This is a genomic window from Streptomyces sp. NPDC045899 (genome assembly GCF_056431485.1).
In genome coordinates, this window is record NZ_JBWKKP010000025.1 from 87,791 (window position 1) to 112,612 (window position 24,822).

17 protein-coding genes, 1 pseudogene and 1 riboswitch are annotated in these 24,822 nt (G+C 73.2%); of the genes and pseudogenes, 8 read left to right on the plus strand and 10 right to left on the minus strand.

Features of this window, described 5'->3' with window-relative positions:
* Positions 1–698: 698 nt before the first annotated feature.
* The 8 genes and pseudogenes from AC07FT_RS29440 to AC07FT_RS29475 form a co-directional block, all read right to left on the minus strand.
* A pseudogene (locus AC07FT_RS29440) lies at positions 699–1,112 on the minus strand (cobalamin biosynthesis protein); the annotation flags it as partial.
* On the minus strand, positions 1,021–2,508 hold the full coding sequence (locus AC07FT_RS29445; RefSeq protein ID WP_479178980.1) for a cobyrinate a,c-diamide synthase: 1,488 nt from the start codon (positions 2,506–2,508) through the stop codon (positions 1,021–1,023). The gene AC07FT_RS29445 and the pseudogene AC07FT_RS29440, both read right to left, overlap by 92 nt.
* Positions 2,502–3,098, minus strand: a complete 597-nt coding sequence (gene cobO, locus AC07FT_RS29450) for a cob(I)yrinic acid a,c-diamide adenosyltransferase (protein ID WP_471202224.1) — start codon at positions 3,096–3,098, stop codon at positions 2,502–2,504. The genes AC07FT_RS29445 and cobO overlap by 7 nt, the downstream gene beginning before the upstream one ends.
* The gene (locus AC07FT_RS29455) at positions 3,098–5,275 is read right to left on the minus strand and encodes a putative cobaltochelatase (RefSeq protein WP_479178981.1); all 2,178 of its coding nucleotides are present in this window, start codon (positions 5,273–5,275) and stop codon (positions 3,098–3,100) included. Before AC07FT_RS29455 ends, cobO begins: the two co-directional genes overlap by 1 nt.
* Positions 5,276–5,321: 46 nt before the next feature.
* Entirely contained in the window at positions 5,322–6,854 is a 1,533-nt protein-coding gene (locus tag AC07FT_RS29460) for a cobyric acid synthase (protein ID WP_471202220.1), read from the minus strand.
* Positions 6,851–7,849: a cobalamin biosynthesis protein gene (locus AC07FT_RS29465; protein ID WP_479178983.1), complete on the minus strand. Its 999-nt coding sequence runs from the start codon at positions 7,847–7,849 to the stop codon at positions 6,851–6,853. Before AC07FT_RS29465 ends, AC07FT_RS29460 begins: the two co-directional genes overlap by 4 nt.
* 156 nt (positions 7,850–8,005) lie before the next feature.
* Positions 8,006–8,157: riboswitch (cobalamin riboswitch) on the minus strand.
* Between the two features lie 207 nt (positions 8,158–8,364).
* On the minus strand, positions 8,365–8,631 hold the full coding sequence (locus AC07FT_RS29470; RefSeq protein ID WP_479178984.1) for a hypothetical protein: 267 nt from the start codon (positions 8,629–8,631) through the stop codon (positions 8,365–8,367).
* A 13-nt stretch (positions 8,632–8,644) separates the two neighbouring features.
* The gene (locus tag AC07FT_RS29475; RefSeq protein WP_479178986.1) at positions 8,645–9,946 is read right to left on the minus strand and encodes an inorganic phosphate transporter; all 1,302 of its coding nucleotides are present in this window, start codon (positions 9,944–9,946) and stop codon (positions 8,645–8,647) included.
* Positions 9,947–10,309: 363 nt separating this feature from the next.
* Here AC07FT_RS29475 and AC07FT_RS29480 point away from each other — a divergent pair, with 363 nt between their 5' ends.
* The 3 genes from AC07FT_RS29480 (at position 10,310) to AC07FT_RS29490 (ending at position 13,836) form a co-directional block, all read left to right on the plus strand.
* The gene (locus AC07FT_RS29480) at positions 10,310–10,996 is read left to right on the plus strand and encodes a class II aldolase/adducin family protein (RefSeq protein ID WP_479178987.1); all 687 of its coding nucleotides are present in this window, start codon (positions 10,310–10,312) and stop codon (positions 10,994–10,996) included.
* A gap of 138 nt (positions 10,997–11,134) precedes the next feature.
* Complete coding sequence (locus AC07FT_RS29485) at positions 11,135–12,262, plus strand: alpha/beta hydrolase (RefSeq protein ID WP_471202210.1); 1,128 nt, start codon at positions 11,135–11,137, stop codon at positions 12,260–12,262.
* 122 nt (positions 12,263–12,384) lie between these two features.
* Complete coding sequence (locus AC07FT_RS29490; protein WP_479178988.1) at positions 12,385–13,836, plus strand: hypothetical protein; 1,452 nt, start codon at positions 12,385–12,387, stop codon at positions 13,834–13,836.
* A gap of 44 nt (positions 13,837–13,880) precedes the next feature.
* On the opposite strand, the gene AC07FT_RS29495 is transcribed toward AC07FT_RS29490, so the two are convergent.
* On the minus strand, positions 13,881–14,294 hold the full coding sequence (locus AC07FT_RS29495) for a VOC family protein (RefSeq protein WP_479178990.1): 414 nt from the start codon (positions 14,292–14,294) through the stop codon (positions 13,881–13,883).
* Positions 14,295–14,593: 299 nt separating this feature from the next.
* On the opposite strand from AC07FT_RS29495, the gene AC07FT_RS29500 reads away from it, so the two are divergent.
* From AC07FT_RS29500 to AC07FT_RS29510, 3 genes are all read left to right on the plus strand, one after another.
* The gene (locus tag AC07FT_RS29500) at positions 14,594–16,192 is read left to right on the plus strand and encodes an ABC-F family ATP-binding cassette domain-containing protein (RefSeq protein ID WP_431773185.1); all 1,599 of its coding nucleotides are present in this window, start codon (positions 14,594–14,596) and stop codon (positions 16,190–16,192) included.
* A gap of 411 nt (positions 16,193–16,603) precedes the next feature.
* The gene (locus AC07FT_RS29505; RefSeq protein WP_176183654.1) at positions 16,604–16,825 is read left to right on the plus strand and encodes a helix-turn-helix domain-containing protein; all 222 of its coding nucleotides are present in this window, start codon (positions 16,604–16,606) and stop codon (positions 16,823–16,825) included.
* A 115-nt stretch (positions 16,826–16,940) separates the two neighbouring features.
* A complete protein-coding gene (locus AC07FT_RS29510) occupies positions 16,941–17,720 on the plus strand; it encodes an enoyl-CoA hydratase/isomerase family protein (RefSeq protein ID WP_479178992.1) in 780 nt (259 codons plus the stop codon).
* Positions 17,721–17,776: 56 nt separating this feature from the next.
* On the opposite strand, the gene AC07FT_RS29515 is transcribed toward AC07FT_RS29510, so the two are convergent.
* The gene (locus tag AC07FT_RS29515) at positions 17,777–19,660 is read right to left on the minus strand and encodes a SpoIIE family protein phosphatase (protein WP_479178993.1); all 1,884 of its coding nucleotides are present in this window, start codon (positions 19,658–19,660) and stop codon (positions 17,777–17,779) included.
* A gap of 234 nt (positions 19,661–19,894) precedes the next feature.
* On the opposite strand from AC07FT_RS29515, the gene AC07FT_RS29520 reads away from it, so the two are divergent.
* A complete protein-coding gene (locus tag AC07FT_RS29520) occupies positions 19,895–24,166 on the plus strand; it encodes a HAMP domain-containing protein (RefSeq protein WP_479178994.1) in 4,272 nt (1,423 codons plus the stop codon).
* Positions 24,163–24,777 carry a response regulator gene (locus AC07FT_RS29525; RefSeq protein ID WP_471202200.1) on the plus strand — a complete coding sequence of 205 codons (615 nt, stop codon included), beginning with the start codon at positions 24,163–24,165 and terminating at the stop codon, positions 24,775–24,777. Before AC07FT_RS29520 ends, AC07FT_RS29525 begins: the two co-directional genes overlap by 4 nt.
* Positions 24,778–24,822: the final 45 nt, after the last annotated feature.

The window sequence follows — 24,822 nt, forward strand, 5'->3', positions numbered from 1 at the left end:
GGGCGGATTTGCCGCCGCGGCCCGGTCGTCCACCCCGGGTTCACCGGGCCGCGCGGGCACGACGTCCCGCGCGGGATCACCACGCGGCCGGGGTGTGGCATTCCCCCGCCACACGGACTCGAAGCACCGCCCGACTGTGACGTGCGCCCGGTCACCGCGCGGTGAGGACGCCGCGTCCGGCTGGGGCCGGGGTGTTGCGGGGTGGGGTCCGCGGTGCGGGAGGGGATCCGTGACGTCCGGTTCATCCGGGCCGGTGTCCGTGGTGGCGGTGTCCCGTCGGCTGGAGGCCCCGGTCGGCCGGGGCGAGGCGTCCGGCCCGGCGTGCTCCCGCGCGGCGGTGGCTCCGGGGCCACGGCCCTGGCGGGGCAGGGGCGGTGACGTGCTGCCGGGTGGGGCTGCTGCCCCGCATATGCCCGGCGGGGCCGGCGTCCGGCCGAGTCAGGGCGTTCGGCGCGCAGGGAGTGGTGGCCTGTCGGGCTGGAGGCCCCGGTCGGCCGGGGCGAGGCGTCCGGCCCGGCGTGCTCCCGCGCGGCGGTGGCTCCGGGGCCACGGCCCTGGGTGGGGTTTCCCGCCGGCCGGGGGGCGGTGGTCCCTGCGGGGGCCTCGGCCCGCTCGGTTCCGGGGCCGCCGGGCCCGGTGGCGACCGCGCAGGTGGCGTGGGACGGGCCGCTCCGGGGGGTGGAGACGCGCTTGGGGACGAGGAGTTCGGCGGCCGGGCCCGCCGCCAGCAGTGCCGCGGCCTCCGCGACCCCCGGTGTGCCCACCGCGGCGAGGGTGGTCGCGGACGGGGTGGGGACGTCCACCGCGGCGAGGGCCGACGCCGGGTAGCCGCGCAGCGGGACGCCCAGGCGCTCGGCCGCGCGCAGCAGCCCCGGCTCGGTGGCCCTGGACGCGATCGTCGCCAGCGCGGCGATCCGGCCGAGGGGGAGACCCTCGGCGGCGAGGACCGACGCGATCAGCTCGGTGATCTCCCCGGCGGACACCCCCCGGCGGGCGCCGACCCCCACGACCAGCTCCGGTTCACCCCGCGCGGCGGGCATCGCGGCTGGCACGGGGGACGCATCCGGCGACGAACCGGGCCGCCACGGACGGGACCGCGGCCCAGTGGACATGGAGGTACGAGGCGTGCACCCCGCCCTGGGCGAACCCCTCGATGCGGCGCTCCGGGTGGACGATGCCCCAGGCGGGGTCCGGCCCCGCGCCCGGGGTGATGGCCGTGCGGTGGAACTCGTGTCCGCGCACCCGTGTCCCGGCGACGGCGAGAACGGTGTCGGAAACGGCCACGGCCTCACGGTAGCCAAGGGTCAGCCGGTCCGACATCCGTGCTTCTCCCTCGAGCACCCCGCACATCGGCTGCCCGTCGAGCGAACGCGCCAGATACAGCAGCCCGGCGCACTCGGCCGCGATCGGCGCGCCCGACGCGGCCAGCCGGACCATCTCCGCCCGCAGCGGCTCGTTGGCCGACAGCTCGGGCGCGTACACCTCGGGGAAGCCGCCACCGATCACCACTCCCGCGGTGCCCTCCGGGAGACGCTCGTCCCGCAGTGGGTCGAACGGGACGACCCGCGCCCCGGCCGCGGTGAGCAACTCACCGTGCTCCGCGTAGGAGAAGGTGAACGCGGGTCCGCCCGCGACCGCGACCACCGGACCGTCGGCGGCGGACGCGGTGACCGCGACCGGCGCGGCAGCCGTGGCCCGCACCTCCGCCACCGGATCCCACACCGGCCCGGACAGCGGCGGTGCGCTGCGCGCCAGCGCCAGCAGGCCGTCCAGATCGCATCCCTCGCGCACCCGCGCGGCGAGCGCGGCCGCCGAACCCACCGCCTCCGCCCGCCGCTCGGCCACCGGCACCAGCCCCAGATGGCGGCTGGGCGCCCGTACCGCGTCCGTACGGCGCAGCACGCCGAACACCGGGACGCCCGACCCCTCCAGCGCCTCGCGCAGCATCACCTCGTGCCGGTCCGACCCGACCTTGTTGAGGATGACCCCGGCGACCCGCACCTCCGGGTCCCAGGAGGCGAAGCCGTGCACCAGCGCGGCCACCGAACGCGACTGCGAGGACGCGTCCACCACCAGCACCACCGGGGCGCGCAGCAGCTTGGCGACATGGGCCGTGGAGGCCAGCTCACCCTGTCCGGCCGCCCCGTCGAACAGGCCCATCACCCCCTCGACCAGGGCCAGATCACAGCCCGCCGCACCGTGCAGGAACAGCGGGGCGATCCGGTCCGGACCACAGAGGTAGGCGTCCAGGTTCCGGCCGGGACGGGAGCCCGCGCCGCCGGAGCCCGCGCCGCCGGAGCCCGCGCCGCCGGAGGCCGCGCCGGCGGAACCGGCGGACCGGGACACGGCCAGTGCGTGGTAGCCGGGGTCGATGTAGTCCGGTCCGACCTTGTGCGGGGAGACATCCAGCCCGCGCTCCGCGAACGCGGCCATCAGCCCCGCGGTGACGGTCGTCTTGCCGCTCCCGGAGGAGGGAGCGGCGACGACCAGACGGGGAACGTTCACCACTCGATGCCTCGCTGGCCCTTCTGACCGGTGTCCATCGGATGCTTGACCTTGGACATATCGGTGACCAGATCGGCGAAGTCCAGCAGCTGCGCCGGGGCGTTGCGCCCGGTGATGACCACGTGCTGGGTCCCCGGCCGGTCCCGCAGCACCGACACCACCTCGTCAGGGTCCACCCAGCCCCAGTGCATCGGATACGCGAACTCGTCCAGCACGTACAGCCGGTAGGTCTCCGCCGCGAGATCCCGCTTGACCTGCTCCCAGCCCTCGCGCGCGGCCTCCTCGCTGGACGCCATGTCGCGCTGGACCCATGACCAGCCCTCGCCCATCTTGTGCCATGCGACGGTCCCCCCTTCGCCCGAATCGCCCAGGACGCGCAGCGCGCGCTCCTCACCGACCCGCCATTTCGCGGACTTCACAAACTGGAATACACCGACCGGCCAGTTCTGGTTCCACGCCCGCAGCGCCAGCCCGAACGCCGCCGTGGACTTCCCCTTGCCGACGCCGGTGTGCACGAGCACCAGCGGACGGTTGCGGCGCTGGCGGGTGGTCAGTCCGTCGTCGGGGACGACGGTCGGTTGTCCTTGCGGCATCAGGCGGCCCTCCGTGTGGTCGAAACGTTCCGTACATCGCGGACCAGCGCGGTCACCCGGTCCGCGCGCAGTTCGTCCAGCGTCACCGGGGTGCCCCGCAGCTCCCGGGCGAGCGCCCCCGCGAGGCCGAGCCGCACCGGCCCGGACTCGCAGTCCACGACCACCGAGGCGATCCCGTCGCCCGCGAGCAGCCGCGCCGCCTGCCCGGCCCGCGCCACCGGCGCGTTCGTGGCGTCCCGCCGCGCCGTGCCCTCCCGCCGGGCCTCGGTGGCCCGTCCGTCGGTGACCACGACCAGCAGCGGCCGCCGTGAGGGGTCCCGCAGCCGCTCGACCCGCAGCACCTCGCGGGCCTTGACCAGTCCGGCGGCCAGCGGGGTCCGGCCGCCGGTGGGCAGCCGCTCCAGCCGCGTGGCGGCGGCGTCCACCGACGAGGTGGGCGGCAGCGCCAGCTCCGCTTCCGTGCCCCGGAAGGTGATCAGCCCGACCTTGTCGCGCCGCTGATAGGCGTCCAGCAGCAGGGAGAGCACCGCGCCCTTGATGGCCCCCATGCGCTTGCGGGCGGCCATCGACCCGGACGCGTCCACCACGAACAGCACGAGATTGCCCTCCCGGCCCTCGCGCACCGCCTCGCGCAGATCGTCCCGGCGCACCAGCAGCCCCGGACCGCTGCGCCCGCGCGCGTGCTGATGCGGGGCCGCGGCCCGTACGGTCGCCGTCAGATGGAGCGAGGAGAGCGTGCCGCGGGGGCGCCGGGCGCCGGTGGTGCGACCGTGCGCGGTGCGGGCGCGCGACCGCCGTCCGGCCGCCCCCTCGCCCAGGCCCGGTACGTCCAGCCGACGGGTGCGGAACGGTTCGGCGGCGCCCACGGCCGCCTTCTCACCGCCGCCCGCGCCCGTGCCGCCCCCGGCCTCCTGGGGCGTCCCGGTGTCGTCCGCCGCCTCCGCTTCCGCCTCGCCCTCACGCGGACCGGGGACGGACGGCTCGGGCTGCGACGGCGGCTCCTGTGCGCGGTCGTGCGGAAGCCCGCCGCCGGGGCCGCCCTCCGGTCCGCCGGGCCCGTCGTCCGGGCCCTCAGGACCCCCGTCCGGGCCGTCACCGTCGCCGTCGGTGCCGCCCTCCTCGGAGCCGGGACCCCCGTCCGGCTCCGGCGGCTCCGGCTCCTCGTCCTCGAACCGCCGCAGCACCTCGTCGAGTTTGTCCTCGTCCAGTCCCGGCGCGTCGAACGGCGCCCGGCGCCGCCGGTGGGGGAGCGACAGCAGCGCCGCCTGGCGCACGTCCTCGGTGCGCACATCCGTCCGGCCCGCCCAGGCGGCCAGCGCCGTGGCCGTCCGCGCGGTCACGATGTCCGCGCGCATCCCGTCCACCTCGAACGCGGCGCAGACCGCCGCGATCTGGCGCAGCGCCCGGTCGCCCAGGACCACCTTCGGCAGCAGGGCGCGCGCCGCGGCGATGCGCTCGCGCAGACTGCCCTCGTCCTCCGCCCAGCGCCCCGCGAACCCGGCCGGGTCCTCGTCGTACGCCAGCCGACGCCGCACCACCTCGACCCGCTCCTCGGTGTCGCGTGACGCGGTGACCTCGACCGTCAGCCCGAAGCGGTCCAGCAACTGCGGCCGCAGTTCGCCCTCCTCGGGGTTCATGGTGCCCACCAGGAGGAAGCGCGCCGCGTGCCGGACCGAGACGCCCTCGCGCTCCACGTAGGAGGCGCCCATGGCCGCCGCGTCCAGCAGCAGGTCGATCAAGTGGTCGTGCAGCAGGTTGACCTCGTCGACGTAGAGCACCCCGCGGTGCGCGTCGGCCAGCAGCCCCGGCTCGAACGCCTTGACCCCGTCCGCCAGCGCCCGCTCGATGTCCAGCGCGCCGACCAGCCGGTCCTCGGAGGCGCCGACGGGCAGTTCGACCATCCGCGCGGGCCGCGCGGTGCCGGTGCCGGGCTCATGCGGCCCGTCCGGGCACTGAGGGTCGGGCGCCGCCGGATCGCAGGAGAACCGGCAGCCGGGGACCACCCCGACCGGCGGCAGCAGCGCGGCCAGGGCACGGACGGCCGTGGACTTCGCGGTGCCCTTCTCCCCGCGCACCAGGACGCCGCCGACAGCCGGGGAGACCGCGTTGAGCAACAGGGCGAGCCGCATGTCGGCCATCCCGACGACCGCGGTGAACGGATAGGTGGCGGTGGTCATTCGGCGGTACCTCCAGCGGTGGTGACGCGGTCGCGGTCCGGGATGCTCACTTCGCTCCTCCTGGCGCCCCGGGCGGTACGAAGGGCAGCCCGTCCGGCAGGCCGTCCTCGATCAGCCGCAGCAGCGCGTCCGTGTCGGCGTGCTCCTCGATCAGGTCGCCCAGGCGGTCGAGCTGCTCCTCGCGCAGCTCCCCGAACCGGGTGTCGGGCGCGGGGACGAACGCCCGGCCCGCCGCGGCGGCCACCCGCCGCAAAAAGGCCCGCCGGAAGCCGTCGCTCTCCAGCGAGCCGTGCCAGTGGGTGCCCCACACCGAGCCCGCGCGGCAGCCGTCGAGGAAGGGTTCGTCGCCGCCGTCGAGGAGCTCGGCGACCCCGTGGTGGATCTCGTAGCCCTCCACCCGCTCGCCCAGGGCCTCGCCCACCGGCCGGGCGAGGGTCTTCTCCACCGCGAACCGCACCCGCACCGGCAGCAGTCCGAGGCCCTCCACCGTCCCGGCCCGTGACTCGACCTCGTCCTCGATACGCCGCCCCAGCACCTGGAAGCCACCGCAGATGCCCAGCACCGGCCGCCCCTCGGCGGCCCGCCGCACGAGGGCGTCCGCGAGCCCGCGCTCACGCAGCCACGCCAGCGCCCGGACCGTGCCGCGGGTGCCCGGCACCACCACCAGGTCGGCGTCGGCCAGTTCCTCGGGGCGGTCCACGAAACGCACCACCACACCCGGTTCGGCGGCCAGCGCGTCCACATCGGTGAAGTTGGACATCAGGGGTACGGCGGCCACCGCGACCCGGAGCACGTCCGCGCCGTGCGGCGGCGCGACCACGCTCTCGCGCACCGCGCCGCGCAGCGACACCCGCAGCCCGTCCTCCTCGTCGATGCCCAGACCGTGGGCGAACGGCAGCACGCCGAGCGTCGGCCGCCCGGTGAGCCCGCGCAGCATCTCCAGACCGGGCTCCAGCAGGGTCACATCGCCGCGGAACTTGTTGACCACATAACCGGCGATATGGCGCTGGTCCTCCGGGGACAGCAGCGCGGTGGTCCCGAAGAAGGACGCGAACACCCCGCCGCGGTCGATGTCCCCGACCACCACCGCCGGGATCCCGGCGGCCCGCGCCAGCCCCAGGTTCACGATGTCGGTACGGCGCAGATTGATCTCGGCGGGGCTGCCCGCGCCCTCGCAGATCACCGCGTCATGGGTGCTCCGCAGCTCCTCCAGACACGCGGTGACCGTCTCCAGCAGCCCTTCGCGCCGCTCCGCGTGGTAGCCGCGGGCGCTCATCTCGCCCACCGGCCTGCCCAGCAGCACCACCTGGCTGCTGCGGTCGCTGCCCGGCTTCAGCAGCACCGGGTTCATCAGCGCGCTGGGCTCCACGCGCGCGGCGGCCGCCTGCATGGCCTGCGCCCGTCCGATCTCCGCACCGTCCCGGGTGACGAAGGAGTTGAGCGACATGTTCTGCGCCTTGAACGGTGCCACCCGGACGCCCTTGCGCGTCAGCCAGCGGCAGATGCCCGCCGTGACCACGCTCTTGCCCGCGTCCGAGGTCGTCCCGGCGACGAGCAGCCCGCCCCCTGTTCCGCTCATCGTTTCCCTCTCCGCTCGCCCGGTCCGCCCGGGACCCCGCCCCTGTCGGACAGAACCCTGCCCACCACCAGCCGTGCCGTCACCGACGTCAGCAGGGCCAGCGCCCCCACCCGCCGCGACAGCCGCACCGCGCGGTCGATGTCGGCGGTGCGCACCGCCCGTCCGTCACCCAGCACCGGCCGGTGCTCGATCCGGCCGGCGTACGCGAGGGTGCCGCCGAGGCGCACCCCGAGGGCGCCCGCGAACGACGCCTCCACCGGGCCCGCGTTGGGGCTGGGGTGGCGCCCACCGTCCCGCCGCCAGGCCCGCCGGGCACCGCGCGGATCGGGGCCCGCGACCGTCGCCAGAACCGCTGTCAGCCGTGCGCCCGGCCAGCCCGCGACATCGTCCAGCCGGGCCGCGGCCCAGCCGAACCGGCGGTAGCGCGGGGACTTGTGGCCCACCATGGCGTCCAGGGTGTTCACGGCCCGGAAGGCGACGAGCCCGGGCACTCCGGCCACCGCCCCCCACACCAGGGCGCCCACCACGGCGTCGGAGGTGTTCTCCGCGACCGACTCCACCACCGCGCGGGCGATCGCCTGCGCGTCCAGTGCCTGCGGATCGCGTCCGCACAGGTGCGGCAGCCGCTCCCGGGCGGCCTCGACGTCCCCGGCGGCCAGCGCGCCGCCGACGGCGCGGGCCTCGCGCCCCAGCGTCGTACCGCCCAGCACGGCCCAGGTGGCGGCGGCGGTCAGGGCGATGTCGGCGCGGTGGCGCCCGGCCACCGCCCGTCCGGCACGCGTCAGCAGCGCGGCACCGGCGGCCGCGCCGCCCGCGCACAGCACGGTGTGCAGGGCCCCGTAACCGCGGTGGTCGCGCCACAGCCGGCGCTCGGCGGCCAGGGCGGCCCGCCCGAACGCGGCCACCGGGTGGCCGCGGCGGGGGTCGCCCGTGGCGAGGTCACCGAGGAAGCCGAGAGCGGCACCGCACGCGAACGAGGCGTGATCGGCACGCATCCCTCAGCCCGCCGTCGTGCCTCGGAAGAAGGGGGTGCGCGGGGTGTCCGCGTCCAGGGGGCCGCGGAGCGGCGGGGACGGCGGCGTGGCGGTGCCGGGCATGGCGGTATGTCCTCACTCAGGGTCCGCGCCCTGGTTCGACGTGACCGGCGGGGAGAGTCTCCTGGCTCCCGGATCCGCGGCTCTCCCGGTCTTCCAGCTCCGTGTACGGACCAGCCGTACGGACGAGCCGTGACCCCGTGCAGGCGATGGGAGAGCGCTCCCCGGTGACAGTGGCGGGACCGCGCCGGATTCGCACCGGCTTCCTCTGCTGCCGCCGTTTGGCTCCGGAAGTCCACCATGGGCCGCGAAGGGCCGTCAACTCGCCCATGACCTGCGACGCACGAGTGTGCCGAGGCCCACATGGGCCCCGCGCGGAGCACGAGCGACGGCCGCCGGGCGGGAGAGGCTGGTCAGCGTCTCCGGCCCGGCGGCCGTGGTGCTCTTCAGATGTCGCGGGAGGCGCCGGAGCGTCCTCAGGCGACGATCAGATAGATGCCGTACACCACCACCGCGGCGCACAGCGCGAAGCAGGCGTACGCGCCGGAGCGGGCGAGAGAGGACGCGCCGCCCCCCTGCGCCGGGACGCCGCCGGCGGTGGCGGTGGCCACGGCCGCTCCCTCGGGGCTGAGCGCCTTGCGGGAGGTGCCGATGATGCCGAGGGTGAAGACGCCCACCACTCCGACCGTCACCGCGAGGCTGACGCCGAAGACCTGGCCGAGTGCCGCCCAGTCGATGCTCATTCCATGGCTCCCTTTAGCTGCTGGTGCTGCTCGACGCCGCGGGGGCGGCCGAGCCGGCCGCCGCGACGGCCTTCGGCTGGTCGGTGGTGGTGTCGGAGACGGTGTCCGAGGAGGCGGTGCTGTCGGCGGTGGCGGCGGAGCCCACCGGCGGCGGGGCCACCGACTGGAGGGCGGCGGTGATGACACCCACCGGCTCGGCGGTGGCGCCCTGCTCGACCTCGTTGACGTTGGAGGCGTCCACCGGCTTGCGCCGGGAGAGCGCCCAGATGACCAGGCAGCCCGTGATGGCGAGCACGGCCACCGCCGTGATGCCCCAGTCGCCCTGGTCGGCCAGGAGCGCCGACCCGGCTGCGATCAGACCCGCGGCGGGCAGCGTCAGCACCCAGGCCGCGACCATCCGGCCCGCGGTCGACCAGCGCACCACACCGCCCTTGCGGCCGACGCCCGCGCCCATGACGGCACCGGAGCAGACCTGGGTGGTGGAGAGCGCGAAGCCGATGTGCGAGGAGGCGAGGATGACGGTCGCCGCGCCGGTCTGGGCGGCGAAGCCCTGCGGCGGCTGGATGTCGGTGATGCCCTTGCCCATGGTGCGGATGATCCGCCAGCCGCCCAGGTAGGTGCCCAGGGCGATGGCCAGACCGGCCGAGACGATGACCCACATCGGCGGGTCGGAGTCCGGCGCGATCACACCGCCGGTCACCAGCGCCAGGGTGATCACACCCATCGTCTTCTGCGCGTCGTTGGTGCCGTGGGCGAGGGAGACCAGGGCGGCCGAGGCGATCTGCCCGGCGCGGTAGCCCTTGGCGGTGTCCTCGGCGGCGCGGCCACGTCCGAGCCGGTAGGTGAGCCGGGTCGCGACGATCGTGGCGATACCCGCCACCAGCGGAGCGGCGACGGCCGGGATGAGGACCTTCATGACGATCGCGTCCCCGTTGACCCCGTCGATGCCGACCGAGGCCACGGTGGCGCCGATCAGGCCGCCGAAGAGGGCGTGCGAGGAGCTGGACGGCAGCCCGGCGAGCCAGGTCACCAGGTTCCAGAGGATGGCTCCGACCAGACCCGCGAAGATCACTTCGGGCCGGATGCCGGAGTCCTCGTCGAGGATGCCCCCGGAGATGGTCTTGGCGACCTCCACGGACAGGAAGGCGCCGATCAGATTGAGGACGGCCGACATCGCCACTGCCACCCGGGGACCGAGCGCGCCTGTGGAGATGGTGGTGGCCATGGCATTGGCTGTGTCGTGGAAGCCGTTCGTGAAGTCGAACACCAAGGCCGTGATGATCACGATCCCGATGAGAAGCGTGATGTGTTCCATACACCCGGTCAATCAGTTCGAAGGTCTGTAGTGGCACGGTGAACGTAAGGAAACTGGGTGAACGAAAGGTTAACGAGGGCGGGCGCCGGGGTGACGCGGTGGAAAGGGTGCGGCATCGGTCGGCCACCGGGCGTATTTCCTGCCGCCACAAGGAGTTTGGGAACCGTACACCCACGTCCCTCCCGCCCCGTACGACCCACCCCACCCGCCCCACCGCCCCCACCCGGGTGAACGCCGCGCTACGACCCCCGATCGTGCCCGGTTCGAACACGGCCCGCGCGACACCGCGCCCCGGCCTGATTCCGCCCCCGTCCCCGCCCCGGCGGACGGGCGGCTGCGAAGATCGGGACGGAGGTGAGGCGTATGGCACAGGAACGATCCGCCCGGCAGCCGCGGCCGCGGCTGACCCAGCCCCTGCGGCAGGCATGGGGACAGGTGGTGCGGACCGCCCGCAGGACCAACGCCGAGGGGCTGGTCGTCGGGACCTCGGGCAATGTCTCGGCCCGGGTCGGCGACACCGTCCTGGTGACCCCCAGCGGGGTGCCCTACGACCGGCTCGGCCCGCGCGACGCCGTCGCCGTCGACCTCGACGGCGAGCAGGTGCTCGGCACGCTCGCACCCACCAGCGAGCTGCCCATGCACCTGGCCGTCTACCGCGCCACGGACGCCCGGGCCATCGTCCACACCCACGCCGTCCACGCCACGGCCGTCTCCACCCTCGTCGACGAACTCCCGGCCATCCACTACATGACCGGGGTGCTCGGCGGACCGGTGCGGGTCGCCGAATACGCCCTGTACGGGACCGACGAGTTGGCCGAGCGGATGCTCGAGGCGCTGCGCGACCGCTCCGGCTGTCTGCTGCGCAACCACGGCACCGTCGTCCACGGCGCCACCCTGGACCAGGCGTACGACCGCACCGCGCAGCTGGAGTGGATGTGCCAGGTCTGGCTGGCCGCCTCCGCCGTCCCCGGCCGCACCCCCGCGCTGATCCCGCCGGACGAGCTGGCGCGCGCCGCCGACAAGCTGCGCGGCTACGGCCAGCCCGGCTGAGCCGTCCACCGGCCGGTCCGTCCACCTGCCGGTCCGTCCACCGCCGTGCCGCTGCTCGCGGTGTCTTTGCCTGCCGGGTCTCACTCCGCCGGGTACGCCCGCTGGCCAGCGGGCGCCCGGCCCACCACACTGGGAGGGATGCGTCTGCGGACAGCGGCGGCCGCGGCCGCCGGCACCCTGCTCAGCGCCGGTGTGGCTGCGGTGGCGGCCGGACGGTACGGCACCGACGCTGCGCTCCGGCCCGCCCTCGACCGCCCGCTGCCGAACGAGCCCCCGCTCACGGTGCACGCGGCCGAGCCCGGCCGGATCACCCTGACCCGCTCCCTCGCCTCGCTGCGCCCCGGCACCTACGGACTGGCCGGCCCGGCCTGCCACGCCGTCATCGGCCCGGTCCTTCAGGACGCGCCGAGCCCGGCCGACTGCGTGGTGCGCCGCCTGGAGCGGGTGACCCACGGCAGCCTCGACCCCGGCGACCGGGTGCGGCTCACCCCCCAGGTGCACATCGGCAATCCGCGCGATGCGCTCGGCCTCGAGCACGCCGATGTGGACATCCCCGGTGAACTCGGCCCGCTGCCCGCCTGGTTCGTCCCCGGTGAGCGCCCCACCTGGGTCATCACCGTCCACGGTCTGGGCACCACCCGTGAACACCCCATGGTCGTCATGCCGTTCCTGCGGAAGCTGCGGGTCCCGGTACTCGACCTCGCCTACCGCGGTGACCCCGGGGCCCCGCCCCCGGAGGACGGCGTCGGCCACCTCGGCGACAGCGAATGGCGCGACCTGGACGCGGCCATTCGCTACGCGGTGCGGTACGGCGCACAGCGCGTCGTCCTGCACGGCTGGTCCACCGGCGGCGCGATGGCCCTGCACGCCGCCGCCAACTCGGCCCTGCGGCACCGGGTCAGCGGGGTCGTCCTCGACTCCCCGGTGCTGGACTGGCGGGTCACCCTGCGCGCGCTCGCCGCGGCCCGCGGTACCCCCGCCGCGCTGATGCCGCTCGTCATACGTGCGGCCGAGGGCCGCACCGGACTGCACGGCAGCCTCCTCGAGGAGGCCGCCGACCCCGAGCGGCTGCGCGTCCCGGCGCTCATCCTCCACGGCCCCGACGATGCCCTGGCCCCCTGGTCCGTCTCCCGTGAACTGGCCGGACGCCGATCCGAACTGGTCACCCTTCACCCCGTACCGGGTGCTCCGCACGGCGCCATGTGGAACGCCGACCCACAGGGGTACGAAGAGGCACTACGGCGCTTTCTGACCCCTCTCCTGTAGCGCCCTCTCGTGGCGCCCGGCCGCGCTCGCGCGGTGCGCGGAACGCGCGTTCCCCGCGCCGGAGGCGACCGCCGGACGGGTGCCGATTGGGCTTTCGGGCCGTCAGCGGCGAAACTGCTCCCGTGACGTCCCGTACTCCGCGCGACTCCCGGCTCCGACTCGTCCGCCAGCGGCCGGTGGCCACCGACCGCAGGCCCGCGTCGCACCGCGGCTCCCGTCCGGCGCCCCGTCCGCCCGAGGGCACCCCGCCGCCCGCGGAGCTGGCCCGGCAGGCCCGGTCGGGACTGGCCGGTGCCGTCGAGATGGCCCACTGGGCGGCGGCCCAGCACGGCGCGCCCGGCGCGCTCTCCGACGAGGCCGCGGCCGGTGCCGCGGCGGCGCTGGGGCTGACCCCCGAGGAGGTACGGGCCGACTGGGACCGGGCCCGGCTGGTCGGTCTGGTGGAGATCCACGGCGGTGCCGCCCGGCTCGGCTGGCGGCTCAAGGCATGGCACCGGGACGACAGCGCGGTGCTGCGCGGCTGGGTCGCGCTGCTGGACGCGTGGTCCCTGGTGAGCCCCGCCCCGGCCACCGCGGAACCCACGGCCGTGGCCGAGGTCGTGGAGGCCGTGCCGCAGTTGCTCTCCCTGCTCCAGCTCTCGGCCGGGCCGGTGCCGGTGGCCGCGCTGCTGGACATGCTCCGGCAGCGGGTGGCCGAACTGCGCACCGAGCGCTGTGAGGTGCCCCAGGAGCACGACGGCGCACGGACCGGCGAACCCGCCCGCACGTCCGCCGGAGCCGGTGCGGCAGGTGCGGCCGAGTCGACCGAGGCGGCGGACGCGGCCGAGGACGCGCTGCGGCGGCTGCTCGACTGGGCCCTGGACGCCCTCGCCTCCGTCGGGGCGCTCACCGTCGGCCATGGCGACGGGGCGGCGGACGACCCCCGCGAGGCCGTGCTCACCGCGCTGGGCAACTGGGCGGTGTGGGTCAAGCTGGAGCAGATCTGCGTGGCCGCCCAGAGTCCCGCGGGCAACATCGAACAGCCCGCCCCCGACATGCTGCGCGGCTGCGCCGGGCTCACCCCCGGTCCGGCCCGGGCCGAGTACCGGGCCTGGCTGGCCGCCCGGCCGGTGGGCAGCGCCGTCATCGAACTGCTCGACGCGGCCCGCGGGGACGACGCGCTGCTGCGCGGACTCGCCTTCGAGGCACTGCGCGTGGTCGGGGCGCCGGCCGAGCCGTCGGTGCGGGACGCCGTCGAGGAGTCCTGCCTGCGGCCGTACGCCCTGCTGTGGCTGGCCGAGCACGAGGGCGCCGACCCCGAGGACGCGCTCGACGCGCTCACCCGCGAGGAGGCCACCTGGCTGTGGGTGGACACCGCCGCGGCCATCTCCGACCACGGTGAGAGCCCGCTGCTGGTCCGCCATCTGGACTCCGCGGTGCAGGGCACGGTGCCCGCGCTGCTGGCCGAGGTGCGGGCGGTGGGCCACCCCCGCACCGTGCAGGTGCTGGTGGCGCTGGCCGCCGCCCATCCGGACCCGGCGCTCGCCAAGGCGGTACGGCGGGCGGCCTTCCAGGTGCACACCGGCGGCGTCTGACGGACGCGGCGCGGCCGCCCGGGCCGGCCGCCCGGGCCGGGCGGCTACCCGGCCGTCGCGGGGACGTAGCTGCCGAAGCTCCAGACGTTGCCCTCGGGGTCCCGCGCCAGATAGTCCCGGGCGCCGTAGTCCTGGTCGGTGGGCGGCATCAGGATCTCCACGCCGTACTCCGCGGCCCGCCGGTGATGGGCGTCCACATCGTCCACGGCCACATAGACCCCGGTGGGGCCCGCGTCCGCCATGGCGCGGGCGAAGACGCCCTCGCGGTTCGCGGAGCCGAGCATCACCACCCCGTTCCCGTACGCCAGCTCGGCGTGCTGGACCACCCCCGCGACGTCTTCGTACACCGCGACCCTCGTGAAGCCGAAACCCTCGGTGAGCAGTGCGATGGCCGCCCCGGCATCGCGGTAGAGCAGGGTGGGACAGATGGCCGGACCGGCTCCCGGGCTGGCGCTCATGGCGATCACTCACCTCTTCCGCGGAGACGACCTTGTCCGATCTGATGTGATCTGCTCCACAGTCTGGCACCGGAGCGCGGGGCCGGCCGCGCCACGGCCCGCCGCAAAGCCGGTGGCCGTCGCCCCGCAGGGGCCCTCACCGGGGGAGAACGGGGCCGCCGCGGCGGGAAAGCCGCGGGAAAAACGACTTGCCCGCCCCGCTAAGCTAGCCGCATGGCAATTCTCCTCGTGCATTAGACGGCGTCGGAGCACCCTCGTCCGTCCCGTCCGCCGCCCCGTCCTGCCCAGGAGTAATTCCCGTGATCACCGCCTCCGGCGTCGAATTGCGTGCCGGCGCCCGCGTTCTCATCGAGTCAGCCACCTTCCGCATCGCCAAGGGCGACCGCATCGGTCTGGTCGGCCGTAACGGAGCGGGCAAGACCACCCTCACCAAGTGTCTGGCCGGTGAGGGCATCCCGGCCGGGGGCACCATCGCCCGTTCCGGCCAGGTCGGCTACCTCCCGCAGGACCCCCGCACCGGCGACCTCGACGTCCTCGCCCGCGACCGCATCCTCTCCGCCCGCGAGCTGGACTCCGTCCTGCGCAAGATGCGAGAGAACGAGGACCGGATGGCGAACGGCCAGGGCGCCACCCGCGAGCGCGCGATGAAGAAGTACGAGCGCCTGGAGACCGAGTTCCTCACCAAGGGCGGTTACGCCGCCGAGGCGGAGGCCGCGACCATCGCCGCCAGCCTCGGGCTGCCCGACCGGGTGCTCGGCCAGCCGCTGCACACCCTCTCCGGCGGTCAGCGGCGCCGTGTCGAGCTGGCCCGGATCCTCTTCTCGGACTCCGATGTGCTGCTCCTGGACGAGCCGACCAACCACCTCGACGCCGACTCCATCGTCTGGCTGCGCGACTACCTGAAGACCTACAGCGGCGGCTTCGTGGTGATCTCCCACGATGTCGACCTGGTCGAGACGGTCGTCAACAAGGTCTTCTACCTGGATGCCAACCGCTCGGTGATCGACATCTACAACATGGGCTGGAAGCTCTACCAGGCCCAGCGGGAAGCCGACGAGAAGCGCCGCAAGCGCGAGCGGGCCAACGCCGAGAAGAAGGCCGCCGCGCTCAACTCGCAGGCGGACAAGATGCGCGCCAAGGCCACCAAGACCGTGGCCGCGCAGAACATGGCCCGCCGCGCCGAGCGGCTGCTGGCCGGTCTGGACGATGTGCGCCAGTCCGACAAGGTCGCCAAGCTGCGCTTCCCGGACCCGGCCCCGTGCGGCAAGACCCCGCTGTCGGCCGAGGGCCTGTCGAAGTCGTACGGCTCGCTGGAGATCTTCACCGATGTGGACCTGGCCGTGGACAAGGGGTCCCGCGTGGTCATCCTGGGCCTGAACGGCGCGGGCAAGACCACTCTGCTGCGGCTGCTGGCCGGGGTGGAGAAGCCGGACACCGGCCAGGTGGCCCCGGGCCACGGGCTGAAGCTGGGCTACTACGCGCAGGAGCACGAGACGCTCGACCCGGACCGCACCGTCCTGGAGAACATGCGCTCGGCCGCCCCCGACCTCGACCTGGTGGACATCCGCAAGACCCTGGGGTCCTTCCTGTTCTCCGGCGACGACGTGGACAAGCCCGCCGGGGTGCTCTCCGGCGGTGAGAAGACCCGGCTCGCGCTGGCCACCCTGGTGGTCTCCTCGGCCAATGTGCTGCTCCTCGACGAGCCCACCAACAACCTCGACCCGGCCAGCCGCGAGGAGATCCTCGGCGCGCTGCGCACCTTCACCGGCGCGGTGGTGCTGGTGACCCATGACGAGGGCGCGGTCGACGCGCTCCAGCCGGAGCGGATCATCCTGCTGCCGGACGGTGTCGAGGACCTGTGGGGCGAGGACTACGCGGATCTGGTCGCGCTCGCCTGACCGCCGGGGCGGCGCCCGGATCACCCCGGTGGGCCGCTCGCGCCCGCCCCGGAGCGAAGTCCGATTGATCCGTTCTGATCCACTTCCTGTAGATCATTCGGCCTAGGTGTGATCCATCATCTGAGTGAGAACGGCTGGTATCGCGGCGCGCCGCCACAGTGCGGCGCGCGATGCGTGCCGTGCGCCGGCCGGTATGGGTCCGACCTCCTGCACATATGCCCTGACCTGCCCGTTCTCCGGTAAACGCGAAGGAGTGTCAGGGCGAACGGCGTGGGAATCCTGTCTTCTGAAGGCCGTCGCGGCGCGATTTCAGGGAATCCTTCCTCTACGGACCTTGCCGAATGGGTGGCCAGGAAGCCGTGTAGGGGTGATCATGAGAGTCCAGAGCGCACTTCCCATGAGGAGGCACGGGTGGCCGAGACTCTGAAGAAGGGCAGCCGGGTGACCGGCGCCGCGCGCGAAAAGCTCGCGGCAGACCTGAAGAAGAAGTACGACTCCGGTGCGAGCATCCGGGCGCTGGCCGAGGAGACCGGCCGTTCCTATGGATTCGTTCACCGGATGCTCAGCGAATCAGGTGTCTCCCTACGTGGTCGTGGAGGCGCGACACGGGGCAAGAAGGCCCAATCGGCCTGATCCCGTATCACGTCGTCACCGGCAGGTATGGCAGTACCACCCGGTTGACCGGCGGTCCGGCCGGGTGGTTACTGTGCAGTCACTTGTACTGACTGCGGCCGACCGGAGGCTTCCTGTGACCCTGCTCGACAAGGACGGCGTTCAGCTCACCGTCGATGATGCGGTCGCCACGGTGACCCTGTCCCGTCCGGCCAAGCGCAACGCCCAGTCGCCCGCGATGTGGCGGACCCTGGCCGAGGCGGGACGGCTGCTGCCGGGCAGTGTGCGGGTGGTGGTGCTGCGTGCCGAGGGCAAGAGCTTCTCGGCGGGTCTGGACCGTCAGGCCTTCACGCCCGAGGGCTTCGACGGCGAGCCGTCGTTCATCGACATGGCGCGCGGTTCGGACGCCGAGCTGGACGCCACCATCGCCGAGTACCAGGACGCTTTCACCTGGTGGCGGAGGAACGACATCATCTCCATCGCCGCCGTACAGGGCCATGCCATCGGCGCCGGGTTCCAGCTGGCGCTCGCCTGCGATCTGCGGGTGTGCGCCGAGGATGTGCAGTTCGCCATGCGTGAGACCAGCCTCGGGCTGGTTCCCGACCTCACCGGCACCCATCCGCTGGTGAGCCTGGTGGGCTATGCCCGTGCGCTGGAGATCTGTGCCACCGGGCGGTTCGTCCACGCCGATGAGGCCGAGCGCACCGGTCTCGCCAATCTCGTCGTGCCCGCCGCCGAACTGGACGGCGCGGTCTCGGACCTCGCGGCGGCGCTGCTCGCCGCGGACCGGGGCGCCGTGATCGAGACCAAGGCGCTGCTGCGCGGTGCCGGGGGCCGGACCTACGAGGAGCAGCGCACCGCCGAGCGCGCCGCCCAGGCCCGCCGGCTGCGGGAGCTCGCGGGTGTGACGGACTGACCCGGCCGGTATGACGGGCCCGGCCGGACCGACCCGGCCGGGCCCGGAGCCGCCCCTCACGGCTCCCGCAGCAGATCCACCGTCACCGGGGGCACCGCCTCCAGCACCAGCACCGCGAGATCGTCGTCGATCGGCTCGGCGCTGAACTCATGCGTGGCCCGCCGTATCCGCTCCGCGACCGCCTTGGCGCCCAGTCCCACACAGCCGCGCAGGATGTCGGCGAGGCCGTCGTCGTCGTCGAGCTGGCGATTGCCGTTCCGCCGCTCGGTCACCCCGTCGGTGACGCACAGCAACGTCTCACCCGGTGCCAGGTCGAGGGTGTCGGCGTGGAAGCCGGGATTCTCGTCGATGCCCAGCAGCATCTGGGGCGTGGCCGCCGGGCTCACCGCACCGTCCGCGGTCAGCCGCAGCGGCAGCGGATGTCCGGCGCTTGCCAGGGTGCAGCGGGCGATCCCGCCGCCGTCCGCGTCGGGCTCCAGCTCCCCGTAGAGCAGGCTCAGGAAGCGTGGCCTGGCCTGCTCCCCGCCGATCGCCACGGCCTCGGTGGCCTCCTCCAGCAGTGCCTGGTTCAGCCGGCCGAGCACCGATTCCACGCCATGGCCCTCCCGGGCCAGCAGCCGGACCAGATGGCGGGCCAGACCGGTGACCGACATGGCCTCCGGGTCGCTGCCCTGCACATCGCCGAGCAGGAAGCACCAGCAGCGGTCGCCCATCGGGAACAGGTCGTAGAAGTCGCCGCCGACGGTCTGGCCCTCGCCATGCGGTTCGTAGACGATCGCGGTGTCGATCCCCGGGATATGGGCCAGTGAGGTGGGCAGCTGGCGGCGCTGCAGCGCCCTGCTGATGGTCGCCTGCCGGGTGTACTGCCGGGCGGTGGCCACGGCCTGTGCCACTCGCCGTGACACGTCCTCGGACAGCCGCACCACGCCCTCGGTCATCTGGGCCACGCCCGCCCGGCCGAGCAGCAGCACCCCGTGGCTGCGGCCGTGGGCGATCAGCGGGAAGGCCAGTGCGGAGCCGCCCGTGCCATGGGTGTCGGCGATCTGCGGCCAGGGCCAGGGGGTGCCCGCGGTGCCCAGCCCGCTGGGCGGCGGATGCCCCTCCAGGACCACGCGCAGCGCGTCGATACGGCGCTCGTCGGTGTGCCAGACCCGGGCCAGCTCCAGCCCTCCGGACTCGGTGGTCAGCCAGACCGCGCACCAGTCGGCCAGCCGGGGCACCAGCAGCTGTCCGGCCAGGGCGGCGACCATGTTCTCGTCGAGCTGTCCGGTCAGCAGCTCACTGGCCTCGGCCAGGAACGACGGTCCGCCGCGGTCGACCCATTCGGCGGTGGAGTCACGGCGCCCGCGCAGCGGGGAGGGGGCCAGGGTCTCGGCGAACCGCAGCTCACGGCCGAGCGCGCTGGTGGGGACGGCGTGGAGCTCGGGCTCCTCCTCCTCGGCGTCCAGTCGGAACCACACCGTCTTCCGGGTGCGGTGGTAGGTCACCCCCCAGGACTCGGCGAGCGCCCCGATCAGCTGGAGCCCCCGTCCGCGGCCCCGGCGCTGGGCCTCCGGTCCGCCGTACACCGCGCTGGCGGGGTGGAGATCGGTCACCTCCACCACGATGCCGGGGCGGAGCGGCTCGTCCTCGGGGGCGGCCGGCTCCGCCGGGGCGGTGGGCCGGGCGGGCTCGGCCGGCCCGTGCCCGGCCTGGAGACGGCAGACGATCTCGACCCGGGTGCCCGCGTGCAGAACGGCGTTGGTGACCAGTTCGCTCACCAGCAGGACCGCGTCGTCCACCAGCCGTACACCGAGCGTGGCCGTGCCCAGCGTCTCCGTGGTGTCCGCCCCGGTCAGCGTGGTCCGGACGAAGACTCTGGCGGCACCGGGAGCGCGCACACTTCCAGGCAGCGTCGTCCGCGAGACGGACTCACGCGAGAGAGGAAGCAAGGCTCCCACGTGCGGCTCCTGGGTATTTGGGCGGATTAGGCCATCTAGGTGCCATATTATGACAGACGTAGGGATATGAAATGATCATCAAGGGGCGACGCCATGGCACTCGACCCGATCCCCACCGATACGCACGCTGCCCGGCGCTCCGCGACGGAACGCCCGGGACCTGCCCCTCCGGCCGGGCTGGAGCGGGGCCAGGAGGCCGTGTGCTCGGCCGAGTTGCGATGCCTCCTGGCGGCCATGCATGCCCTGTGTGACGGAGACTTCACCGTCCGTATGGACGGTTCGGGCGCGGGTGTCCTCGGCGAGATGGCCGGCGTGTTCAACCAACTGGTCCTGCGCAACGCCCATCTGGCCGATGAGCTCCAGCGGGTGCGCCGTGAGGTGCTGCGCCAGGGACGGCTGGACGAACGGATCGGTGCCAGCCCCGGCCAGGGCGCCTGGACGGCCAGTGTGGACGCGGCGAACCAGCTGGTGGACGCGTTGGTCGGACCGGTCTCCAACGCCACCCGGGTACTGGACGCGGTCGCCGCGGGCGATCTGACCCAGCGGGTCGATCTGCACGACGGCAACCGCCAGCTCCGCGGCGATCTGCGCCGCCTTGGCCGGGGCGTGAACCGCACCGTGGACCAGCTCTCGCTGTTCACCGGCGAGCTCACCCGGATCGCCCGCGAGGTGGGCACCGAGGGCCGCCTCGGCGGCCGGGCGAAGGTCCAGGGGCTCTCCGGCGACTGGCGCGATGTGACCGAGGCCGTCAACACCATGGCCTCCCGGCTGACCGCCCAGGTCCGCGACATCGCCGTGGTCACCACGGCGGTCGCGCGCGGCGACCTCACCCAGCAGGTGACCGTCGAGGCCACCGGTGAGCTCCTCGAGCTGAAACTCACCGTGAACACCATGGTCGACCAGTTGCGCGCCTTCGCCGACGAGGTGACGCGGGTGGCCCGTGAGGTGGGCACCGAGGGCGAGCTCGGCGGCCGGGCGCAGGTGCGGGGTGTCTCCGGGGTCTGGAAGGACCTCACCGACAACGTGAACTTCATGGCGTCCAACCTGACCTCCCAGGTCCGCAATATCGCCCAGGTGACCACCGCCGTCGCCAACGGTGACCTCTCCCAGAAGATCACCGTGGACGCCCGGGGCGAGATCCTCCAGCTGAAGTCGACGATCAACACCATGGTCGACCAGCTCTCCGCCTTCGCCGACGAGGTGACGCGGGTGGCCCGTGAGGTGGGCACCGAGGGCCAGCTCGGCGGCCGGGCGCAGGTGCGCGGGGTCTCCGGGGTCTGGAAGGACCTCACCCAGAACGTGAACTTCATGGCGGACAACCTGACCTCCCAGGTCCGCAACATCGCCCAGGTCGCCACCGCGGTGGCCGAGGGCGACCTCAGCAAGACGATCACGGTGGAGGCCAAGGGCGAGATCCTGGAGCTGAAGTCGACGATCAACACCATGGTGGACCGGCTCTCGTCCTTCGCCGACGAGGTGACCCGGGTGGCCCGCGAGGTGGGCACCGAGGGCAACCTGGGCGGTCAGGCCCAGGTGCGCGGTATCTCCGGGGTCTGGAAGGAACTGACCGACAACGTCAACTTCATGGCCCTGAACCTGACCTCCCAGGTCCGCAATATCGCCCAGGTGACCACGGCGGTGGCCAACGGCGATCTGTCCAAGAAGATCACCGTGGACGCCCGCGGCGAGATCCTGGAGCTGAAGGACACCGTCAACACGATGGTCCAGCAGCTGCGTGCCTTCGCCGACGAGGTGACCCGGGTGGCCCGTGACGTCGGCACCGAGGGCGAACTCGGCGGCCGGGCCCAGGTCCCCGGCGTCTCCGGGGTCTGGAAGGACCTCACCGACAACGTGAACTTCATGGCCGGGAACCTGACCTCCCAGGTCCGCAATATCGCCCAGGTGGCCACCGCGGTCGCCCAGGGCGATCTGTCCAAGAAGATCGACGTGGACGCGCGCGGCGAGATCCTGGAGCTGAAGACCACCATCAACACGATGGTCGACACCCTCTCCGCGTTCTCCTCCGAGGTCACCCGCGTGGCCCGGGAGGTCGGCAGTGAGGGACGACTGGGCGGTCAGGCCCGGGTCGAGGCGGTCTACGGCACCTGGAAGCGGCTGACCACCGGCGTCAATGAACTCGCCCTCAACCTCACCACCCAGGTGCGCGCTATCGCCGAGGTCGCCTCCTCCGTCGCCCAGGGCGATCTGTCCGGCTCCATCTCGGTCGAGGCCCAGGGCGAGGTCGCCGAGCTGAAGAACAACGTCAACCTGATGGTCGCCAACCTCCGTGAGACCACCCGCGCCAAGGACTGGCTGGAGTCCAACCTCGCCCGTATCGCCTCCCTGATGCAGGGCCACCGCGATCTGGTGGAGGTCGCCGACCTGATCCTGCGCGAGCTGACCCCGCTGGTGAACGCACAGTTCGGGGCGTTCTTCCTGAGCGCCGCCGGCGCCTCACCCGGTGAGGACCTGGAGCTGATCGCCGGATACGGCACCAACCAGGACAACGGCCCGCTGCCGCAGACCGGCACCCCCGGCCGGGGCCTGGTCGCCCAGGCGGCCCTGGAGAAGAAGCGCATCCTCATCAACAACGTCCCGCCGGACTACATCACCATCAACTCCGGTCTGGGATCGGCCCTCCCGGCCAGTGTGGTCATCCTGCCGATCCTCTACGAGGACCAGGTGCTCGGAGTGATCGAGCTCGCCTCCTTCAGCCGGTTCAGCGAGGTCCACCTCGCCTTCATCGACCAGTTCGTGAACACCATCGGCGTATCGATCAACACCATCATCGCCAACGCCCGCACCGAGTCGCTGCTGTCCGAATCGCAGCGGCTCACCACCGAGCTGCGCCAGCGGTCCAACGAGCTCCAGCGCTCCAACGCGGAGCTGGAGGAGAAGGCCGCGCTGCTGGCCACCGCCTCGCAGTACAAGTCCGAGTTCCTGGCGAACATGTCGCACGAGCTGCGCACCCCGCTGAACTCGCTGCTGATCCTGGCCCGGCTGCTGGCCGACAACGCCGAGGGGCGGCTCTCCTCCCAGGAGGTGCAGTTCGCCACCACCATCCACCGCTCCGGTTCCGATCTGCTCCAGCTGATCAACGACATCCTGGACCTGTCGAAGATCGAGGCGGGCCGGATGGACGTCCGCCCCAAGAAGCTGCCGCTGGTCAAGCTGCTCGACTACGTCAACGCCACCTTCCGGCCGCTCGCCATCGACCGCGGGCTGTCCTTCGAGATCGCCGTCGGCGAGGACGTACCGCGCGAGATGTTCTCCGATGAGCAGCGGCTCCAGCAGATCCTGCGCAACCTGCTCTCCAACGCACTGAAGTTCACCTCCTCCGGCGGGGTCACCCTGCGCGTCGAACGGTCGCCCGGAGCCGAGTTCGAGGAGGAGACGCTGCGGGACGCCGACGCCGTCGTCGCCTTCTCCGTCACCGACACCGGAATCGGCATCCCGCCGGAGAAACTGCCCGTGATCTTCGAGGCGTTCCAGCAGTCCGACGGCACCACCAGCCGCAAGTACGGCGGTACCGGCCTCGGACTGTCCATCAGCCGGGAGATCGCCGGGATGCTCGGCGGCCGGATCGTGGCCGAGAGCGAACTCGGCGTCGGCTCCTGCTTCACCCTCTACATCCCCTCCCACTACACCGGTGTCGTCCCGGCCCCCGACCCCTCGGACCCGAGGGCCACCGGCTCCACCGTCCCGGCGGTGCCGCCCGCCCCCGACGAACCGCTGCCGGACACCGCCGACCACGCCCCGAGCGGTGTCTTCGGAGACGGCGCCGGACTGGGCCCGGATACGGCCGAGGACCGGGAGGAGGCCTGGCCCGAGACCACCCGGCTCAAGGAGTGGCAGGTCGGCAGGCCCGGCCGGGTGCTGAGCGGACGCCGCATCCTCATCGTCGACGACGACATCCGGAATGTCTTCGCGCTCACCCATGTCCTGGGCCGGGTCGGGATGTCGGTGAAGTACGCGGAGAACGGCCGCGAGGGCCTGGAGGTGCTGCACCGCAACCCGGACGTCTCGCTGGTCCTGATGGACGTGATGATGCCGGAGATGGACGGCTACGAGACCATCCGCGCCATCCGCAGCACCCCCCGGCTCGCCGAACTGCCCATCATCGCCCTCACCGCCAAGGCCATGCCCGGTGACCGGGAGAAGGCCATCGACAGCGGCGCCAACGGCTATGTGCCCAAACCCGTCGACGTCGACCGGCTGATGTCGGCCATCGTCGATCTGCTCGACCCCGGGGGAGGCGCCGTCACGGACATGGCCGAGGGCCGGTCACGGGACGGGGCCGAGGAGCTGATCGTGGCGGCGGACGAGCTCGGCGGCACCCTCGACGACGACATCGAGGGCGGGCTCGACGACACCATCGACGGTGACATCGGGGACGGGATCGAGGGCGAGATAGAGATCGAGATCGAGGACGAGGCCGGGAACGGACCGGACGGGAGCGGGCTCGGCGAGACCGGGCCGCCCCGGCCGAGGCAGGGGGAGTCATGACCACCAGCGCCTCGGACAAGGCCGGCATCCTGATCGTCGACGACATGGAGGAGAACCTGATCGCGCTGGAGGCGGTCCTCGGCCCGCTCGATCAGCAGCTGGTCCGCGCCCACTCCGGTGAGGAGGCGCTGAAGGCGATGCTGCGGCAGGACTTCGCGGTGGTGCTCCTCGATGTCCTGATGCCGGGGATGGACGGCTTCGAGACCGCCGCCAACATCAAACGGCTCGACCAGACCAAGGACGTCCCGATCATCCTGCTGACCGGGACCGACGCCGACTCCGACTACGCCTACCGCGGCTATGCGATCGGCGCCGCCGACTTCCTCACCAAACCCTTCGACCCGTGGCTGCTGCGCACGAAGGTCAATGTCTTCCTGGAGCTGCACCGCAAGAACCGCCAGCTGGAGGCGCAGGCCCAGCAGCTGCGGCGACGGCTGATCGGTGACCGGGTCACCCCCTCGGAGGACCGGTTCGTCACCATCGCGGAACAGCTGGCCAGCACCGAGATGCTGCTGCGCGGCGCGGAGGCCCCCGCGGCGGCCGAACTGGCCGACCGGGTGTCGGAGCTGGAGCGCGCCGTGGAGGGGCTGCGCACCGAGGCCCGTCCCTGAGCCCGCGCGGCGCACCGCGCGGCCCCGCGGGCCCACGAAGATCTG

What these genes read in the sequence shown, in the direction of transcription:
- AC07FT_RS29470 (WP_479178984.1), bottom strand. Translation starts at nt 8,631, where the DNA reads ATGAGCATCGACTGGGCGGCACTCGGCCAGGTCTTCGGCGTCAGCCTC.
- AC07FT_RS29525 (WP_471202200.1), top strand. Translation starts at nt 24,163, where the DNA reads ATGACCACCAGCGCCTCGGACAAGGCCGGCATCCTGATCGTCGACGAC.
- AC07FT_RS29495 (WP_479178990.1), bottom strand. Translation starts at nt 14,294, where the DNA reads ATGAGCGCCAGCCCGGGAGCCGGTCCGGCCATCTGTCCCACCCTGCTC.
- AC07FT_RS29485 (WP_471202210.1), top strand. Translation starts at nt 11,135, where the DNA reads ATGCGTCTGCGGACAGCGGCGGCCGCGGCCGCCGGCACCCTGCTCAGC.
- AC07FT_RS29475 (WP_479178986.1), bottom strand. Translation starts at nt 9,946, where the DNA reads ATGGAACACATCACGCTTCTCATCGGGATCGTGATCATCACGGCCTTG.
- AC07FT_RS29460 (WP_471202220.1), bottom strand. Translation starts at nt 6,854, where the DNA reads ATGAGCGGAACAGGGGGCGGGCTGCTCGTCGCCGGGACGACCTCGGAC.
- cobO (WP_471202224.1), bottom strand. Translation starts at nt 3,098, where the DNA reads ATGCCGCAAGGACAACCGACCGTCGTCCCCGACGACGGACTGACCACC.
- AC07FT_RS29455 (WP_479178981.1), bottom strand. Translation starts at nt 5,275, where the DNA reads ATGACCACCGCCACCTATCCGTTCACCGCGGTCGTCGGGATGGCCGAC.
- AC07FT_RS29480 (WP_479178987.1), top strand. Translation starts at nt 10,310, where the DNA reads ATGGCACAGGAACGATCCGCCCGGCAGCCGCGGCCGCGGCTGACCCAG.
- AC07FT_RS29520 (WP_479178994.1), top strand. Translation starts at nt 19,895, where the DNA reads ATGCATGCCCTGTGTGACGGAGACTTCACCGTCCGTATGGACGGTTCG.
- AC07FT_RS29465 (WP_479178983.1), bottom strand. Translation starts at nt 7,849, where the DNA reads ATGCGTGCCGATCACGCCTCGTTCGCGTGCGGTGCCGCTCTCGGCTTC.